Below are 18584 nucleotides of genomic sequence, written 5' to 3'. Positions count from 1 at the left end.
TCTATTCAATAAAAAGGTGGTTGTTTACACTATACTATTAATGACATGATCCTTTTAACTCTATCTCCTGAACTTATCCTTGTATTTTTTTCCGAATTTATTAAGAATATTTTGTATTTTTTCATCAACGTTAATTGGTTTAAAAGCTTCATCCTTTTTAACTCCATTTACTCCTTGATTGTCCAATATAATTTTAGAGATTTCATTTTTATTGTTATCCTTAACTATTAATGTTTGCGTAATTCCATAGCTTACAACACGTTCAATAACATCCTCAGGACTATTTACAGATTCGCTTTTTCTGATTGAAAACTTCTTTTTCCGACTTACACCCGGGCCTAAAACTATAAGTTCTTCCCCTAAATCAAGTGATATACAGTTAGAACCTCTTTTTAGAAGTATTTCCCAAACCGTAACTGTTTTTGAGGAGGTGTTATGTAAAACTAATTCGAGATCCAACTTATCCCCTAAATTATTGCCTATATACAGATTAAAATTTTGTTCATAATGTGTTATTGTAACATCCAAAGTTGAATCTTCATCTTGAATTTCTAATGAGCTGCCAAAATTCCTCTCACAAACATTTAGCACATGATCACGTAGCTGTACATAAACAGAGGATTCATACCCCTCAGTAACATCTAGTATCCCACCATGAGTACCAGAAAGAGGAACCCCCGAAGTCCATTTCCTCCCAGATATATAGGGTATCGCACTGTTATGTTCTACAATTTCATCATCTATTCCATAGCAAAACTTAAAGTCTATGTCATGGATCTCAGGGCTATCCAAGTGTGTCTGCCACAGCCTTATGGTTTCATCAAGGAAATCATCATTCGCTCTCAATTGTTTAATTTGGTCATGATTTTGTACACGTTTAAATAATTTATAAAATTGGGATAAAGGAGCTCCATTAAATGGTGTTGCTAGGCTCAGATAACCATTTACTCTGGTTGGATTCCTATTTTCAATTTCTTGGAGTAAGTAATGAATTCCTATAAGTCCACCCATACTATGACCCACTAAAATGATATTTTCATATTGGCGAGTATGCCTTAGGTCAAGCTCACGTTTTAATTCACGAGCCAGAATTTCTATTTTAGTAACTTTATCTTCACTAATAGTTATCTCACGGTTGCCTAATTGAAGTGTACCTGATATTTTTAAAAAACCACTGATTAAATGTGATGTATCGTACGAAACAATCCCCAAATCTACACCTACAAGTTCTTGGTCGTTTAATATTAGATTTTCCCAGTCATTTTTCCAAGTTTCTGGTGCACCTAGACCATGAATTAAGACAACTAATGATTTATTGTCCTTCTGGCTACCTCTCTTTTTTATATTCATTTTAAGTGACATAAGTTCTTAATCTCCATCCTTATAAATAATAATGAGCGTGCCTGACCGCCGCTGCGTTAATACTTTATCGAAGTGAGGGTCAGGCACCAATTGATTTCTACATAGGTTCAAAAAACAAGGAATTTTCCCACCTTATCCTTCATTCAACCATCGCCTCTTCTGAGCTAATCCGTGTAATGGAGCGTCTTGAAAACATACAGCACTTAGCTCCCCTCTTACAAACCTCTTGTTTGTACTACCTACTAGTTTCTTTTCGCTTAATATTTTTATCAAAACATCAAGAGCTTTCAAACCTCCATTCCCTCTTTTTAAATGAGTAACATGCCCACTCATATCGCCTCTTAACCAAATACGCTTCCTCCATAAAAAAATCTTAAAAAACGAAAAGCTAACTTTATTATTGAGCGTACTGATGGGAAATTGACTGAAGAAGATTTTGAGGTAATCAATGAAATAACAAATGAAGAACTTTTGGTTCTTTCAAGAAGGGAGAGCGGAACTGGAAGAATCCTTAGCCTCTCAACATGACGAAACAGTACTTGAGAAATTGACAGAACAAGTAGAACACCTTGTAAAACTAAACGAATTAACTCCTGAGTTTTTGCACAGATTAACCACTCGCATAGAAAAAAAAGCAGACGGAAGCCCGAGAATATTCTACAAATTCTCGAGCAACCCTCTGCTTACTTTTTAACCCTTTCAATCAACGCACAGCACTCTACGTGACTCGTCTGAGGGAACATATCCACCGGCTGAACCTCCTGCGTCTCATATCCCCCATCCTCCAGCACACGCAAATCACGCGCCAGCGTCGAAGGATTACAAGAGACATACACAATCCGCTCCGGCTCCATATCAAGCATCGCTTTCAACAGTTCCTCATCACAGCCTTTACGCGGTGGATCGACGACGATTACGTCAGGACGCAAGCCTTGGTTACGCCACCATGGCATCAGCTCTTCTGCTTGTCCAACGTAGAACTCGGCGTTGTCCATATTGTTCAGACGTGCGTTTTTCTTCGCATCGGTGACGGCTTCTGGTACAATCTCGACGCCGTAAACTTTCTTAGCCTTCTGCGCTAGGAAAAGGGAGATTGTTCCGATACCGCAGTAAGCGTCAATAACAGTCTCGCCGCCTCTCAGATCTGCGTACTGTAGCGCTTGATCATAAAGGGCTTTCGTCTGGGTCGGGTTGACCTGATAGAACGACAGCGGGGAGATCATGAACTTGATATCACCGATCGTGTCGTAGATGTATTCGTCGCCGTAGATGACGTTCGTCTGTTTTCCGAGAATGACGTTCGTCTTGGCGCTGTTGACGTTATGGACGATTGATTTCACGTTCGGGAAGGCGTCGCGGATCTCGTCGATCAGCTTGTCCTGGTGTGGAAGCTTCTTCGTTTTTGTGACGATTACGACCATGATATCCTTCGTATTCTGGCCTGTGCGGACCATGATATGGCGTAGCGTCCCACGATGCGTATGCTCGTCGTAGGCTGATATGCCAAGCTTCGACGCGATACGGCGGACGGTCTCGACCATACGATCGTTCATTTCGTCCTGGATCAGACACGTATCCATATCGATGATGTTGTGGCTCCGTTTTTGATAGAAACCAGTCTTCAGTTCGCCGTCTTCCTTTTGACCGACAGGGATCTGAACTTTGTTCCGGTAGCGCCACGGATCGTCCATGCCGATCGTCGGGTGAACGGGCACATGTTCAAGGTGGCCGATCTTCTTCATATTGTCTTTCACTTGCTTCTGCTTCATGTCGAGCTGCATCTGGTAGCTCATGTGCTGCAGTTGGCAACCGCCGCATTTATAGTAGACGTCACACGGAGGCTCGACGCGGTCGTCGCTCTCCTGCTTCACGTTCAAGAGCTTGCCGAAGCCGAAGTTCTTCTTCACTTTAATGACCTTCACCTCTGCCTCTTCACCAGGCAGACCGTGAGGCACGAACAACGGGTACCCGTCGACCTTCCCAACGCCATTCCCCTCATGCGTCAAGTCTTCGAACCTGAGCGTGACTGTCTCATTCTTCTGTACAGGTGGCTTTACTTTCGCCATCATTCATCCGTCCTTTGTTTCGTAGTTGTCCTCTATTTTATCACAATCGCCTCGCAGATGTTCCGATACCGCCTGAGCGATAACAATCGGCAAGTGCGCGATATATTCCCAAGTTTGATCGATAAACGCTCATACATGATGGATAGCCTTTCTGACTTGATCGATTACTAGACCAATTTGATTGATATCACCACTCCATTTGGAGATAGCAGCATGGTATTCATCTGTGAGGTGGGTTAGTGTAGTCTGTTTCGATGAAGGGGGGATGGGAAACGTGGAGACTCCTGTGGGATCGGAGAACAGACCGAGACCCCACAGGGCGTCAGCCCGAGGAGGCTCGGCGATCGCCCACGGAAAGCGTAACGTTTCCCATCCCCCCTTCCCTCTCATCAAAAAGAAAAAGCGCTACCTAAGCAGCGCTTCATCCTTACTTACAATGCCCATCCTTAAACTTATCCTCCGGAAGGAAAAAGTCCAAATGGCGATATAAATTGACAAATTCCCCGGGCAATAATCCACCAAATTCCCCGTCCACATTCAACTGCATCTTCTCATCCGTCTTCACCTTCACCCGACTCGCCGTCAGATGCTTGAACTTCGGATGATCCAAGTGGTTGCCTTGTGCGGCAAGCGTCGCCAAACGAACGAATTCCGCGATGTTCATTTTCTCAATGATCATCAAGTCGAACAGTCCGTCATCCATACGAGCTGCAGGCGCAAGCTTCTCAAGTCCCCCAACAGAGTTCGTGTTGGAGACGAGGAACAGCATGATATCGCCTTCGAACCATTTGCCGTCGTATTCGATTTCGACGCGGGTCGGACGAATCTGCGGCAATAGCTCGATGCCTTTCAAGTAGTAGGCGAGCTGGCCGAGCATCGTTTTCAGTTTGCTCGGTACTTCATAGGAAATCTCAGTGATTTTCCCTCCACCGGCGATGTTCATGAAGTAGTGCTCATTGACGCGGCCGATATCCAGTGGCTGAGTATAGCCTTCCAGAATGACATCGACTGCTTTATGGATGTTTCTTGGTATGCATAAGGCGCGGGCGAAATCGTTGGTCGTGCCGACTGGGATGACGCCGACTTTCGGCTTGTGGGCCTGTTCGGCGAGACCGTTGATGACTTCGTTGATCGTGCCGTCCCCTCCGGCTGCTACGACGACGTCGAATTTGCGCTCGATCGCGTATTGGGCAGCTTCGGTCGCGTCCCCTGCGCAGGTCGTTGCGTGGGCGGACGTTTCGTAGCCTTTTTGCTCGAAGCGTTGTAATATATCGGGTAATACTTTTCTTATTACTTCTCTGCCAGAGGTCGGGTTATAAATAATCCGGGCAGTTTGCATAGGTTTGACCCCCTCATCCAGGCGTGGTTCTGTTTCCATCATACCTCTTTTTTCTAGGCTTGGACACCATTACAACATTATATGTAAGATTAAGGATTACATACATGCCGCAATTCTCGCCTTCATTAGAAAACACGCCCTTATGTAAAGGTGCGTGCTTTCCGAAAAAGTTCTCTCTATCTTAGCGCTTCTCCATTTCAGCAAGGATGATCTTGTTGACCATTGGCGGGTTCGCCTGTCCTTTGGTCTCTTTCATCACTTGGCCGACTAGGAAGCCGAGCGCTTTATCTTTACCGTTCTTGTAGTCTTCGATCGACTGCTGGTTGTTATCGAGGATCGTCGTGATGATCTCCGTCAGCTGGCCTTCGTCAGAGATTTGGACAAGTCCTTTGTCTTTGACAATCTTCTCTGGGTCGCCGCCGTTTTCAACTAGCTCGGAGAAGACTTTCTTCGCGATCTTGGAAGAGATCGTGCCGTCTTCGATCAGCTTGATCATCTTCGCTAGCGATGTTGGCGTAAGTTCAAGCTCGTGAAGCTCTTTGTAATTCTTGTTCATGTACGCAGATACTTCACCCATCAACCAGTTGGACGCCTGCTTGATGTCGCCGCCTGCTGCGATCGTCTCTTCGAAGAAGTCGGATAGTTCTTTGTTATTTGTAAGAACCATTGCGTCGTACTCCGGAAGTTCCAGTTCTTCGATGTAACGCTTCTTACGCGCGTCCGGAAGCTCTGGGATCTGCTGGCGAATACGCTCTTTCCAGTCTTCATCGATGTGAAGCTTGACGAGGTCAGGCTCCGGGAAGTAACGATAGTCGTCGGATCCTTCTTTGACACGCATCAGGATCGTTTCCTTCGTCTGCTCATCGTAACGACGAGTTTCCTGAAGGATCTCACCGCCTGTCAGCAATTCCTTCTTCTGACGCTTCTCTTCGAACTCTAGTCCTTTTTGTACAAAAGAGAACGAGTTCAAGTTCTTCAGTTCCGCTTTCGTACCGAATTCCTCTTGTCCGATCGGGCGAAGGGAAATGTTCGCATCACAGCGAAGGGAACCTTCTTCCATCTTACAATCCGATACGCCAGTGTATTGGATGATGTTCTTCAGCGCCTCAAGATACGCGTATGCTTCTTTCGGCGTACGGATATCCGGCTCGGATACGATCTCGACAAGCGGTGTACCTTGGCGGTTGAAGTCGACTAGAGAGTAGCCGTCATCAGAGTGGGTCAGCTTACCAGCGTCTTCCTCCATGTGAAGGCGCGTAATACCGATACGTTTTTTCTCACCGTCTACTTCAATGTCGATGTAGCCGTTCTCGCCGATCGGCTGGTCGAATTGAGAGATCTGGTAAGCTTTCGGGTTGTCTGGATAGAAGTAGTTCTTACGGTCGAACTTCGTATCCGTCGCGATGTCACAGTTCAGTGCCATAGCGGCTTTCATCGCGAAGTTGACTGCCTCTTCGTTCAAGACAGGCAGGACACCCGGGTACCCGAGGTCGATCGGGTTGACGTTCGTGTTCGGCTCATCCCCGAACATGTTTGGAGACGGGCTGAAGATTTTCGATTCGGTTTTCAGTTCGACGTGGACTTCAAGTCCGATAATCGTTTCAAAGTTCATTATGCGTTCGCACCTCCAAGGGACGGGCGTTGTGTATGGAAATCAGTCGCTTGTTCGTAGGCATGAGCCGCACGGTACACGGTTGATTCGTCAAAGTGTTTTCCGATGATCTGAAGGCCGATTGGCAGTCCTTTATCTGAGAATCCGCATGGAATGGAGATTCCCGGTACGCCTGCTAAGTTGACTGGGATCGTCAAGATGTCGTTTGCGTACATCGTCATGGGATCGTCCGTCTTGTCCCCTACTTTGAAGGCAGGTGTCGGAGTCGTCGGTCCAACGATGACGTCGTAGTCTTCGAACACTTTTTCAAAATCGTTCTTGATCAATGTACGTACTTGTTGTGCTTTCTTGTAGTACGCATCGTAGTAGCCGGAGCTAAGGGCGAATGTACCAAGCATGATACGGCGCTTCACTTCTTCACCGAAGCCTTCTGCGCGGGAACGCTTGAACATCTCAAGCATCGACTCTACATCATCGGCACGCTTACCGTAGCGCACGCCGTCGAAGCGGGCAAGGTTCGCAGATGCTTCTGATGAAGAAAGCAAGTAGTACGTAGATAGGGCGTATTTCGAGTGTGGAAGGGATACTTCTTCCCACGTCGCACCTAGCTCTTCGTATTTCTTAAGGGCAGCTTGTACCGCTTCTTTCACTTCCGGGTTGACCCCTTCGCTCAAGTATTCTTTCGGTACTGCAATCTTAAGACCCTTCACGTCGTTCGTAAGGGCATCTGTGTATTTCGGTACTTCTACGTCTGCAGAAGTGGAATCCATCTTGTCATGGCCTGCAATTGTCTCTAGTAAAAAGGCGTTGTCCTCTACCGTGTTGGTGATCGGGCCGATTTGGTCTAGAGAAGAGGCGAATGCGATCAGACCGAAACGGGATACGCGGCCGTATGTCGGCTTAAGGCCTACGACGCCACAGTATGCTGCCGGCTGACGGATCGATCCACCTGTGTCGGAACCAAGGGAATATGGTACTTCGCCTGCTGCAACAGCGGCAGCGGAACCACCACTGGATCCACCTGGAACGTAATCGGTGTTCCACGGGTTGCGGGCAGAAGCGTAGCTGGAGTTCTCATTGGAAGAACCCATCGCGAATTCGTCCATGTTCAATTTCCCGATTGTGATCGACTTCGCATCATTCAACTTGCCTACGACGGTCGCATCATAAAGCGGGTCCTCGAAGTTTTTCAAAAACTGGCTTCCGGCTGTCGTGCGGAGCCCTTTTGTCATGATGTTGTCTTTGACACCGATCGGCAGGCCGAATAGTTTCGCGTCTGCGTCCGGGTTCTCATCAAGCTCAGCTGCTTTCGCTTTCGCTTGCTCTTCGTTCAGGGTGATGAAGGCTTGGACTTCATCGTCGACTTCGTGGATTCGTTTGTACGATTCTTCCACTAGATCTGTTACGGTGATTTCTTTCTTATGTAGCTTCTCTTGAAGCTCACGTAAAGAATGTTCGAATAAGCTCATCGTCTAACCTCCTATTCCAATACCGATGGGACTTTGAATTGTCCGTCTTGGTGGTCTGGTGCGTTCTTCATCGCGTCTTCTTTCTCGATCCATTTCTTCGGTTCGTCCTTACGCATGACGTTCTTCAAATCAAGGACGTGCGTAGTCGGCTCGACGCCTGTTGTATCGAGTTCATTCAACTGCTCGGCATACGTGATGATGTCATCAAGCTGTTTCGTGAATGTATCTGCTTCTTCTTCGGTGATTGCAAGGCGCGCCAAGTTCGCGACGTGCTTCACTTCTTCTTTACTGATTCTGGACATACTTAGACCTCCATTCGATCTCACATAATATATGATCATACCAAACATCTGTATCTGATTTCAATGTCGTTCGCTGTACACTCTTGTTATTTTAACACAGGTGGGGGAGGGTTGTCTTATGGGGAGGAGTTATTCGGGGGTCAGGCAGCGTCATTGTAGAATCCGACAACGTTAATGAAGGATTCGGCACAGATATTCAACCATTCGACGCTACTATGAAGGAATCACCCCGCCTTAAAAAGGAAAACTCATCTGAGGAAATTAAAAAAAGAACCCCCGGCGAACCGGAGATCCTTTGAAAAGCGCTTATTACATAGTACGTGCTTTGTCGAATTCTTCTTCGATATCTTTCGGCGGGTTGCCTGCAGCAGATACAGCAATAGCTGCGATCAATGCTAATAGGAAACCAGGTACCATTTCGTAAAGATCGAAGATACCGCCTGATAGGAAGTCACCCCATACAACAACAGTGACTGCACCGACGATGATACCAGCAAGTGCACCGTTACGAGTGATGCCTTTCCAGAATAGAGACAAGATGATGATCGGACCGAATGCGGCACCGAATCCTGCCCAAGCGTAAGATACAAGATCAAGTACGCTGCTGTCTGGGTTACCGGCGATCAGTACAGCAATCAATGCAATCGCTGCAACGGCGAAACGACCTACCCATACAAGTTCACGCTCAGAAGCGTTCTTACGGAAAATCGCTTTGTAGAAGTCCTCTGCTAGGGCAGAAGAAGATACAAGCAATTGAGAGTCAATTGTACTCATAATTGCAGATAGGATCGCTGCAAGCAGGATACCTGCAATTACTGGGTGGAACAAGATTTGAGAGAAGGTAATGAAGATCTTCTCTGAGTCAGCAAGCATTTGGACGCCTGCGTCACTTGTGATTACTTCAGCATTGAAGCTTCCAAGTGTGTTGATGTCTTGAGTCGCGATGAATGCAAGACCGAATAGACCTGTGAAGATGGCACCGTAAAGACCTAGAACCATCCAGCCGATTCCGATGAAACGGGCTTTCGGTACGTCTTTAGGAGAACGAAGTGCCATGAAACGAACCAAGATGTGCGGCTGACCGAAGTAACCAAGACCCCATGCTAGTGAGGAGATGATAGCAAGTCCACCTACACCTTGTACCATGTTCAAGTATGTTGGATCGATTTGACCGACAGCGTCGACTGCATCGCTCCAGCCACCAAGTTCCATGACAGCTACGACTGGCACAGCAATCAAGGCGAAGAACATTAGAATACCTTGTACGAAGTCTGTCCAACTTACGGCAAGGAATCCGCCTAGGAACGTATAAGAAATAGTTACGATGGCACCAATCCAAAGCGCCTGAGTATAGGTAAGTTCAAAAGAAGCTTCGAATAGCTTCGCGCCGGCAACCATACCGGATGATGTATAGAAGGTGAAGAATAATAGGATTACAAATGCAGAAATAACACGTAAAACGTGGGAGTGGTCACGGAAGCGGTTCTCAAGATAGTCTGGCACTGTAATCGAGTCATTTGCGACTTCAGTGAACACACGAAGACGACGTGCTATGAATTGCCAGTTAAGATATGCACCAATAGCTAGACCTACACCAATCCAAGCTCCTGACAATCCACCTGCGTAAATTGCACCTGGTAAGCCTAGTAGCAACCAACCACTCATGTCGGATGCACCGGCAGATAGTGCGGCAACTCCTGGTCCTAAACGACGACCACCTAATACATAGTCGGATAAATCACTTGTTAAACGGTATGCGGCAAAACCGATTCCGAGCATACCAATTAGATAAACTATAAACGTTATTAACGTAGCAGTACTCATGTTTTGTTATTCGCTCCTTTCAGTGAATAGTGTGATGATTGATAGAATGAGTAAAATTGGCATCGGGACAAACAACCAAAACCAAGTCGCGCCCGCGATCGATGCTGTTGTAGCTGTTGCTAAGTCAAACACTTTGCCACCTCCTATCGCAAAATATGCAGTAGTATGCACTTCAATCGACCTGTGTATAAAGTGTGACAATAGCCGAAAAAGCCAAACACAGGTACAACTATATCATACTATTTTTGTTAGAACATTTCAAAAATTTAATCATTTCTTTAATAATGTATCTTTATACGCGAAACTGACATATTTATTCACATATAGACCAAAAATACTATAAAGATTCATGAAATTTTTTTGAAAAGTTTCTCCCACTTACCAAATTTTCGGATAAATCGCCTTTCTTCACCCACTAGTAGTATTCCTATTTTCCGCCCAACCATTCTCCTATGTATAGCATAAGTATCAAATTTCCCGGAATGATTCGACAGTAAACGTCTTTTTTCTGTTTCGGGGTAAAAAAAGAAAGGCAGGTCGCACCTACCCTTCTATGATTTTATAGCATTTCAGAAGTCGTTTTCCCTTGCATGTGGTGGACCAGATAGTCTGGGCCGCCTGCTTTGGAGTCGGTTCCGGACATGTTGAATCCACCGAACGGATGGTAGCCGACGATCGCCGCCGTACATCCGCGGTTGAAGTACAAGTTCCCGACGTGGAAATCTTCCCTGGCTTTTTCAATATGGGAGCGGTTGTTAGTGATGACCGCACCAGTCAAACCGTAGTCGGTGTTGTTGGCGATTTCGATAGCATGATCGAAGTTCTTCGCCTTTGTGAATCCAACAACCGGTCCGAAGATCTCTTCCTGCATGATGCGGGAGTCCGGCGCAAGGTCAGCGAAGACAGTCGGCTCAACGAACCAGCCTTTGCTGTCATCCCCTTTTCCACCTGCCATCAGCTTGCCTTCTTCTTTTCCGATAGAAATGTAATCCAAGATCTTATCATACGCACCCTGGTCTATGACCGGCCCCATATAATTCGAGTTGTCGGTCGGATCGCCGTAGTTGACTTCCTCTTTCGTCTTCTGCACAACGCGGTCGAGAAGCTCGTCATAAACGTCTTCATGCGCAACGACGCGGGAGCAGGCGGAACACTTTTGACCGGAAAAGCCGAATGCGGAATACGTGATCGCATCTGCTGCAAGCTCGAGATCTGAGTCTTTGTCGACGACGATCGTGTCCTTACCGCCCATCTCGATGATGGTGCGCTTCAGCCACTGCTGGCCTTCGTGCACTTTGCCAGCGCGTTCGAAAATGCGCGTTCCGACTTCACGTGATCCTGTGAAGCTGATGAAACGGGTGCGCGGATGGTCGACAAGGTAGTCCCCTACTTCTTTACCGCTTCCCGGTACATAGTTGATGACACCAGGAGGCATGCCCGCTTCTTCGAGCACTTCCATCATCTTATACGCGATGACCGGAGTCGCACTCGCCGGCTTAAGTAAAACGGTGTTCCCAGATACCATCGCAGCGACGGTTGTCCCAGCCATGATTGCAAACAGGAAATTCCATGGCGAAATGACGACGCCGACACCTAGCGGGATGTAATGGAATCGGTTGTTCTCGATCGGACGGGAGTTGATCTCAACGCCCTCATCGATGCGCAGCATCTGGCGACCGTAGAATTCCATGAAGTCGATCGCTTCTGCTGTGTCCGCGTCCGCTTCCTTCCATGGCTTACCGCCTTCTTTGATCAAGTGCGCCGTGAACTCGTGCTTACGGCGACGTATGATCGCAGCGGCACGGAACAGGATGTCCGCACGGAACGACGCTTTCGTCTTGCGCCACCAGTCGAACGTCTCGTCCGCTATCTTATGTGCTTTTTCTGCCAAGTCCTGGTTCGCTTTCGAGACGTGGCCGATCACTTCTTTTTTATTGGCTGGGTTTACGACTTCGATCTTGTCATCGGTCATGATGCGCTCGCCGCCGATGATGAGCGGATACTCTTTACCTAAATCGGCTTCGACCTGCTTGATCGCCGCTTCGAGTGCTTTCTTATTTTCTTCCACGCTAAAATCTGTAAAAGGTTCGTGCTTGTAGGGTACTACCATGTCTTAAAACCTCCTGAATTAATTGTTAGAAAATTAATACTTTAAGCGTTTCTACTGATTAGTGTAACGTACCTAATGGGGAGGTTCAACTGAAATACCCGGGTGAGGGAGGATGTCGTTCATCTAGGCGGGGATTACGGGATGATACTTGAATTCTCTTCTGATTGGGGGATGATGTCGAATTTTGGATGTTGGTTTGGAAAGTGACTTATCGCGTGGGGATAGTGACGTAACGCCGGTGCAAAGTGCCCTAACTAATGAGGAAAGTGACCTAACGCGCTGACAATGTGCCCTAACCACCACCCAAAGTGCCGCAACCCCAAAAAAAGACCCCGCCGCATCACCCGGCGAGGTCTCATTCCTTATTTGTAAATATGAACATACGGCTCTTCTTGTCCAGCCTCCCGGACAATCAAGCTTTCCTGCTGATCCATAGAATAAATGTTCACTTCCACATCATAGTGTTCCGGGAACATTTCCACAACGAGGCTGTAGACGTACTGCGTGAAGCCGACCACTTCCGATTCAGATTGGAACTGGATCGGAATGTTGACGGTGACGCTTTGTAGTTCGTCATTGATATAGAAGCCGTTCGCGATCATGCCGACGAAGTTCGGGAAGTAGTTCGCCACTTCGGTCCGAAAGTCAGAGAAGATCTGCGAGTCATCGAAGTAGTTCTCTTCCCCTTCACTAGACGGGAAGAGGACATGATTCTCATCAAGATTCTCCCAACCACCGACGGACATGTCCGATCCTTTGACGTAGGCTTTACTCAAGAAGTTGCCAGGCACCTTCGAGCTCGCTTCTTCTTCTTCATAGAGGGCGAACATGATCGGCACATCGGTCAGCTTCTCATTTTCACGGAGACGCTGCAGGATCGTGTCCGCGTACTCTTTCCCTTTAGCGAGCAATTCTTCCGTGCTGTGCTTCTCTTCATAGTCGCGGCCGTCAGACGTGAAGTTATAGACGGAGCGGAGGGAAATTCCGATTGTCAGCCCCTTCACTTCGACGACGTTGTCTTCTTTTTTCACCAAGTAATCTTGCTCGATGATGTTCGAGATGTACTTCGGATTGGAACGGAACTCTTCGACTGTCGCGTTGCTTTCGTCCAGTTCCGGATTCAACCCTTCTTCATTCCCGGAGGATTGACGGGACAACCACCCTAAGAGGGTCTCCTTATCCAGGAACTGTCCTGGCTGGAAGTAGTAATCTTCCGGGTCGTAAAATTCCTTCGAATGACGACGCAGCCCGCTCTCGAATTCGGAGATATCGAGACGGTTCCCCATCTGGTTCGTCGTGACAGCGCGGGCGCTGGATACTTTCGACGTGCCTTCGGTCAGAATCATCCGGTATGTTTCATCACTCATCCGGTAGTTCGGCACGATGGCACTCTGGTTGGTGCTTTCTTCGGTCGTTTCTTGAATCACTTCATCGCGATTATCGAAAACCGGAGTACACGCACTCACAAACAAAAGCGTACTCAACAAAACGGCGGCGTGTAGCTTCCTCATGGTTTCACTCCTCCATTATTCAGGCAGCGCATCAGCGAATTGCGCTTCATCCCAAATCTCTATCCCTAAATCTTGTGCTTTCTTATATTTACTGCCGGCATCTTCTCCGGCGATCAACAAGTCGGTCTTCTTACTGACGCTTCCGGTTACGTTGCCGCCAAGGTCCTGAACGATCTTCTTCGCGTCCCCACGCGTGAAGTTCTCCATTTTCCCAGTCAACACTATCGTCTTGTCTTTGAACGGAGAGTCTGCAGGTCCTTCACTCGGCTTCGCACCTTTGTACGTCATGTTCAATCCGAGTTCTTTCAACTCCGCGATCAGCTCGACGACTTGCGGCTTGTCGAAGTAGCGGGCGATCGAATCGGCCATCTTCTCGCCGATTTCCGGGATGCTCTCAAGCGTCTCGGCATCCGCCTCGACTAAGTCATCGATTTGTTCGAAGTGCTGTGCGAGCGTGCTTGCCGCTTTCGTCCCGACATAGCGTACGCCTAGTCCGAACAGCAGGCGCTCAAGCGAATTCTCCTTCGACGCTTCGATCGCGTACAGTAGGTTCTGCACCGATTTTTCTCCCATACGGTCGAGCTGAAGTAATTCCTCGCGCTCAAGCTTGTACAGGTCGGCGATATTATGAATCAATTCTTCTTGGAAAAGTTGCGCGATCACTTTTTCCCCTAAGCCTTCGATGTCCATCGCGTTACGCGAAACGAAGTGGATCAACCCTTCACGCAGCTGAGCTGGGCAGTTCGGATTGATGCAGCGCAGTGCGACTTCTTCTTCGAGGCGGACGAGCTTGCTCTCACACTCCGGACACGTTTCCGGCATGTGGTACGGCTCTTCCTCTCCTGAACGCTCCTCTTCAAGGACACGCACGACTTCTGGAATGATGTCGCCCGCTTTCTTGATGACGACGGTGTCGCCGATGCGGATATCGCGTTCGCGGATCAAGTCTTCATTGTGCAAGGACGCGCGTCCGACGGTCGTTCCGGCTACTTTGACCGGCTCTAGAATCGCAGTCGGTGTCACGACGCCGGTACGGCCGACGCTCAGTTCGATATCATTGAGCTTCGTTACGACTTCTTCTGCCGGGAACTTGTAGGCGGTCGCCCAGCGCGGACTCTTCGCCGTGAAGCCGAGCGTCTCCTGCTGGTCGAGACTATCGACTTTGATGACGATTCCGTCGATCTCGTAATCAAGGTCCGGACGGCGTTCGACCCAGCCGTTCACGTACTCGATCACTTCTTCGATATCTTTGCATCGTTTCCACTCCGGATTGGTGCGGAGACCAAGCTCTTTGATTTTCTCTAGACGTTCGCTGTGGGCATCGGTCGGGTCGTTCTCCCACAGACCGACGCCGTATAAAAAGATGTCGAGGTTACGCTTAGCTGCGATTTTCGGATCGAGCTGGCGCAACGAACCAGCCGCTGCGTTTCGCGGGTTCGCGAACGGCTCTTCTTCTTTCTCTTCGCGCGCCTCGTTCAACGCGACAAACGACCGCTTCGGCATGAACGCCTCGCCGCGGACTTCGATCGTTTCCGGTTCACTCAGTCGGAGCGGAATGCTGCGAATCGTGCGCAGGTTCGTCGTAATGTCTTCCCCTGTCGTACCGTCGCCACGGGTGGCACCGCGGACGAACAAGCCGTCTTCATATTTCAAGGAAACGGCAAGCCCGTCGATTTTCAGTTCACAGACGTAGCTGACGTCTTCCTCAACGCCACCACGGACGCGGCGGTCGAAATCGCGCAGTTCGTCTTCGTTGAAGGCGTTGCCGAGTGAGAGCATCGGGATGTCGTGTTGGACTTTTTCAAAGCCTTCAAGCGGAGCACCACCGACGCGCTGAGACGGAGAATCCGGGGCTTGCAGTTCCGGATTCTCTTCCTCGAGTTCGATCAGTTCGCGCAGTTTCGTATCATATTCATAGTCCGATACGCTCGGCTCATCGAGCGTATGGTATTCGTAGTTATAGCGGTTCAGCTCTTCGCGGAGCGCTTGTATTCGTTCAGCTGCGTTCATCATTCCACTTCCTTACACTTTCGTAATCGGAGCATAGCGGGCAAGCAATCGCTTGATGCCGGTCGGTGCCGGGAAGGCGATGTCGAGTTCCATAGAATCTCCCTCGCCCTGTACTTTGACGACCGTCCCTTCGCCCCACTTCTTATGAGCGGCCTTATCGCCAGGGTTCCACGTGTTTTTCTCAGCGCCGGTCGTATCCGGCTTCTTAGCGACACGCTTCTTCGGCTTCGGTGCTTCTTTCTTCGGTGTATCGAACGGCATCGTCTTGTTGAAGAACGGCAGATCCTCTTGTTCTTCTTTTCCGTCTACCAAGTCTTCCGGAATCTCATTAATGAAACGGGAGATCGGGTTCATGTTCGTTCTACCATATAGTGTGCGCATTTTCGCGTGAGAAATGAACAGCTCCTTCTCAGCACGGGTGATTCCCACGTAGGCGAGACGGCGTTCTTCCTCCATCTGCTCCTCATCCATCAGGGCACGGCTGTGCGGGAAGATACTCTCTTCCATCCCGATCAGGAAGACGACAGGGAACTCAAGTCCCTTCGCTGAGTGGAGCGTCATCAGCGTGACGGAGTCATCACTGTCCGGGTCGTCGTTCATCGAATCGATATCGGCGATCAAGGCAAGGTCAGTGAGGAACGCGATCAACGTCTTGTCTTCTGCGTTCTCTTCGAAGTTCTTTGTAACGGTCTTGAATTCTTCAATGTTCTCAAGACGGCTCTGTGCTTCGAGACTCTTCTCGTTCATCAGCATCTCTTCATAGCCGGTCTTGTCGATGACTTCCTGTACCATGTCGGTCGCAGACAGGAATTCCTGCTGCTCGGACCAGTTCTGGATCATCTTACGGAAGGACATGATCGATTTCGCCGCTTTCGCACTGACACCGACGAAGTCGACTTCTGCCGCCGCTTCATATAAGGAAATATCGTGATCTGTCGCATATGCCTGCAGTTTGTCCATGCTCGTTTTCCCGACGCCGCGCTTCGGTTCGTTGACGACACGCTGGAAGCTTAGGTCATCGTTCGGGTTCGCGATCAGACGCAGGTAGGCAAGCAAGTCTTTGATCTCTTTACGGTCGTAGAACTTCGTGCCGCCGATCATCTGGTACGGTACGCCTGCTTTGACGAACGTTTCCTCAATCGAACGGGACTGGGCATTGGTACGGTACAGGATTGCGATGTCCTGATAGCGGTAATTACGCTTGCGGATCATATCTTCAATTTTATCGGTAACAAAAATACTCTCATCACGTTCCGTGCCCGCCTGGTGGTAGTGGATCTTCTCGCCACCGCTGTTATCGGTCCACAGACGCTTCGGCTTACGGCCGCTGTTCTTGTCGATGACGTTGTTCGCAGCGTTCAGGATCAGCTCAGTGGAGCGGTAGTTCTGCTCTAGTAAAATGGTGCGGGCGTTCGGATAGTCGCCCTCGAAGTTCAGGATGTTCTGGATATCCGCTCCGCGCCACGCGTAAATCGACTGGTCGGAGTCCCCTACCACACACAAGTTCTTGTAACGGTCAGCCAAGTGTTTGACGAGTTGGTACTGCGCATGGTTTGTATCCTGGTACTCATCGACGTGGATATATTGGAAGCGACGCTGATACGATTCAAGTACTTCCGGCACCTGGTCGAATAGCGACAGCGTCTGCATGATCAAGTCATCGAAGTCGAGCGATTGGTTCTTGCGCAGTTTACGCTGGTAGCCTTTGTAAACCTGGGCGACCTGCTCATCGTGCATGTTCTCCGCCTGCTTCACGAATTCTTCTGCAGAAATCAATTCGTTCTTCGCGTTACTGATCGCACCGAGCATCGCTCGCGGGTCCCATTTTTTCGGATCGAGATTGAGGTCTTTCAGCACCTGCTTGATGACAGAAAGCTGGTCGCTCGAGTCCAAAATCGAGAAATTGCGGTCATAACCGATGCGGTCGATGTCGCGACGTAGAATACGTACACACATCGAGTGGAACGTCGACATCCAGATCTTCTCTGCGTCACTGCCGACGAGTCCTTCGACACGTTCCTTCATTTCGCGCGCAGCCTTGTTTGTGAAGGTGATCGCGAGTACGTTGCGTGGTCCGACGTCTTTTTCACTAAGTAGATACGCTATACGGTGCGTCAGGACACGGGTCTTCCCACTTCCCGCTCCGGCCATGATGAGAAGAGGGCCTTCTGTGTGGGTGACGGCTTCCTTCTGTTCTTTGTTCAAGCCTTGGATCAAGGCGTTCATTGCTTGTGTCATCGTACACCATCCTCTTGATTTCGTTTCGCTGCGGGTACGGTCGACAGCGCAGCTTCTATATTTTCATAAATGACATTTCCTACAACAATCGTATCGGCAAACGCGCTCATCTCTTCGGCTTGTGCACTAGTGTTGATGCCGCCTCCGTAAATAAGGCGCGTCTGGTCGAGTTCGTCTGAGATGCGGCGGACAAGCTCCGGGTCTCCATACGTTCCGCTGTATTCGACGTAAAAGACCGGAAGCTGCAGCAGATGTTCAGCCATTTTTGCATAAGCGATCACGTCGTCTTCGGTCGGGAGCTGGCAGTTCGCTTTATGAAAAACTTTCGCCTCCGGATTGAGCACACAGTATCCTTCAGCGACTGTATTCGTCCAGTCGATGATATCGCCATACTCTTTGACAGCATGATGCTGGACGTCGAAAAGCCAATGCTTGTCCCGACTGTTCAACACCATCGGAATCAAATACGCATCAAACTCCGGCACGATCGCCTCGAGATCCGAAACTTCAAGTGCACACGGGATGTCATACGGTTTGATCCGTTCGATCAAATCCGAGACGTTCTCGAACGTCACACCATCCGTTCCGCCGACGATGATCGCATCGGTGCCGGAGCGCATGATCCGTTCGAGTGATTGGTCTGAGATCGCTTTGTCAGGATCGAGTTTGAAAACGTGATCCCACTGGCTGTGCTGCTTCATGATTGTCCTCCATTCCCAGTTATCCATTCACTCATTATAG

At 48.8% G+C, this 18584-nt stretch carries 16 protein-coding genes; 1 reads left to right on the top strand and 15 read right to left on the bottom strand.

Features of this window, described 5'->3' with window-relative positions:
- Nucleotides 1-60: 60 nt before the first annotated feature.
- Both E4663_RS18125 and E4663_RS18120 read right to left on the bottom strand, forming a co-directional pair.
- Nucleotides 61-1350 (bottom strand): alpha/beta fold hydrolase, encoded by a 1290-nt coding sequence (locus tag E4663_RS18125; protein ID WP_158290535.1) that lies wholly within the window; start codon nt 1348-1350, stop codon nt 61-63.
- A 144-nt stretch (nt 1351-1494) separates the two neighbouring features.
- Nucleotides 1495-1695, bottom strand: coding sequence for a hypothetical protein (locus tag E4663_RS18120; RefSeq protein WP_135328676.1), 201 nt, complete (start codon nt 1693-1695; stop codon nt 1495-1497).
- 127 nt (nt 1696-1822) lie between these two features.
- Between E4663_RS18120 and E4663_RS20100 the strand changes: the two genes are divergently transcribed.
- On the top strand, nt 1823-2056 hold the full coding sequence (locus tag E4663_RS20100) for a hypothetical protein (protein WP_135328675.1): 234 nt from the start codon (nt 1823-1825) through the stop codon (nt 2054-2056).
- On the opposite strand, the gene rlmD is transcribed toward E4663_RS20100, so the two are convergent.
- The 13 genes from rlmD to pcrB form a co-directional block, all read right to left on the bottom strand.
- Entirely contained in the window at nt 2046-3428 is a 1383-nt protein-coding gene (rlmD, locus tag E4663_RS18110) for a 23S rRNA (uracil(1939)-C(5))-methyltransferase RlmD (protein ID WP_135328674.1), read from the bottom strand. The genes E4663_RS20100 and rlmD overlap by 11 nt on opposite strands.
- Nucleotides 3429-3557: 129 nt before the next feature.
- Nucleotides 3558-3821: a hypothetical protein gene (locus tag E4663_RS20095; RefSeq protein WP_135328673.1), complete on the bottom strand. Its 264-nt coding sequence runs from the start codon at nt 3819-3821 to the stop codon at nt 3558-3560.
- Between the two features lie 34 nt (nt 3822-3855).
- The gene (locus tag E4663_RS18100; protein WP_079478674.1) at nt 3856-4767 is read right to left on the bottom strand and encodes a diacylglycerol kinase; all 912 of its coding nucleotides are present in this window, start codon (nt 4765-4767) and stop codon (nt 3856-3858) included.
- A 181-nt stretch (nt 4768-4948) separates the two neighbouring features.
- Nucleotides 4949-6379, bottom strand: coding sequence for an Asp-tRNA(Asn)/Glu-tRNA(Gln) amidotransferase subunit GatB (gene gatB / locus E4663_RS18095; protein WP_135328672.1), 1431 nt, complete (start codon nt 6377-6379; stop codon nt 4949-4951).
- Entirely contained in the window at nt 6379-7848 is a 1470-nt protein-coding gene (gene gatA / locus E4663_RS18090) for an Asp-tRNA(Asn)/Glu-tRNA(Gln) amidotransferase subunit GatA (RefSeq protein ID WP_135328671.1), read from the bottom strand. Before gatA ends, gatB begins: the two co-directional genes overlap by 1 nt.
- Nucleotides 7849-7859: 11 nt before the next feature.
- Nucleotides 7860-8150 (bottom strand): Asp-tRNA(Asn)/Glu-tRNA(Gln) amidotransferase subunit GatC, encoded by a 291-nt coding sequence (gene gatC / locus E4663_RS18085; protein ID WP_135328670.1) that lies wholly within the window; start codon nt 8148-8150, stop codon nt 7860-7862.
- Nucleotides 8151-8459: 309 nt separating this feature from the next.
- Nucleotides 8460-9974: a sodium/proline symporter PutP gene (gene putP, locus E4663_RS18080; RefSeq protein ID WP_079478670.1), complete on the bottom strand. Its 1515-nt coding sequence runs from the start codon at nt 9972-9974 to the stop codon at nt 8460-8462.
- Nucleotides 9975-9980: 6 nt separating this feature from the next.
- Entirely contained in the window at nt 9981-10106 is a 126-nt protein-coding gene (locus tag E4663_RS20295; RefSeq protein ID WP_277752124.1) for a hypothetical protein, read from the bottom strand.
- A 427-nt stretch (nt 10107-10533) separates the two neighbouring features.
- Nucleotides 10534-12084 (bottom strand): L-glutamate gamma-semialdehyde dehydrogenase, encoded by a 1551-nt coding sequence (gene pruA / locus E4663_RS18075; protein ID WP_135328669.1) that lies wholly within the window; start codon nt 12082-12084, stop codon nt 10534-10536.
- A 362-nt stretch (nt 12085-12446) separates the two neighbouring features.
- Entirely contained in the window at nt 12447-13595 is a 1149-nt protein-coding gene (locus tag E4663_RS18070; RefSeq protein ID WP_135328668.1) for a CamS family sex pheromone protein, read from the bottom strand.
- Nucleotides 13596-13610: 15 nt separating this feature from the next.
- A complete protein-coding gene (gene ligA / locus E4663_RS18065) occupies nt 13611-15605 on the bottom strand; it encodes an NAD-dependent DNA ligase LigA (RefSeq protein ID WP_135328667.1) in 1995 nt (664 codons plus the stop codon).
- A 12-nt stretch (nt 15606-15617) separates the two neighbouring features.
- Nucleotides 15618-17843 (bottom strand): DNA helicase PcrA, encoded by a 2226-nt coding sequence (gene pcrA, locus E4663_RS18060; protein WP_135328666.1) that lies wholly within the window; start codon nt 17841-17843, stop codon nt 15618-15620.
- Nucleotides 17840-18544 carry a heptaprenylglyceryl phosphate synthase gene (gene pcrB / locus E4663_RS18055; protein ID WP_135328665.1) on the bottom strand — a complete coding sequence of 235 codons (705 nt, stop codon included), beginning with the start codon at nt 18542-18544 and terminating at the stop codon, nt 17840-17842. Before pcrB ends, pcrA begins: the two co-directional genes overlap by 4 nt.
- Nucleotides 18545-18584: the final 40 nt, after the last annotated feature.

The organism is Halobacillus salinus (assembly GCF_004684905.1).
Taxonomy (GTDB): domain Bacteria; phylum Bacillota; class Bacilli; order Bacillales; family Halobacillaceae; genus Halobacillus; species Halobacillus salinus.
This window is presented reverse-complemented; position numbering and strand designations above follow the sequence as displayed.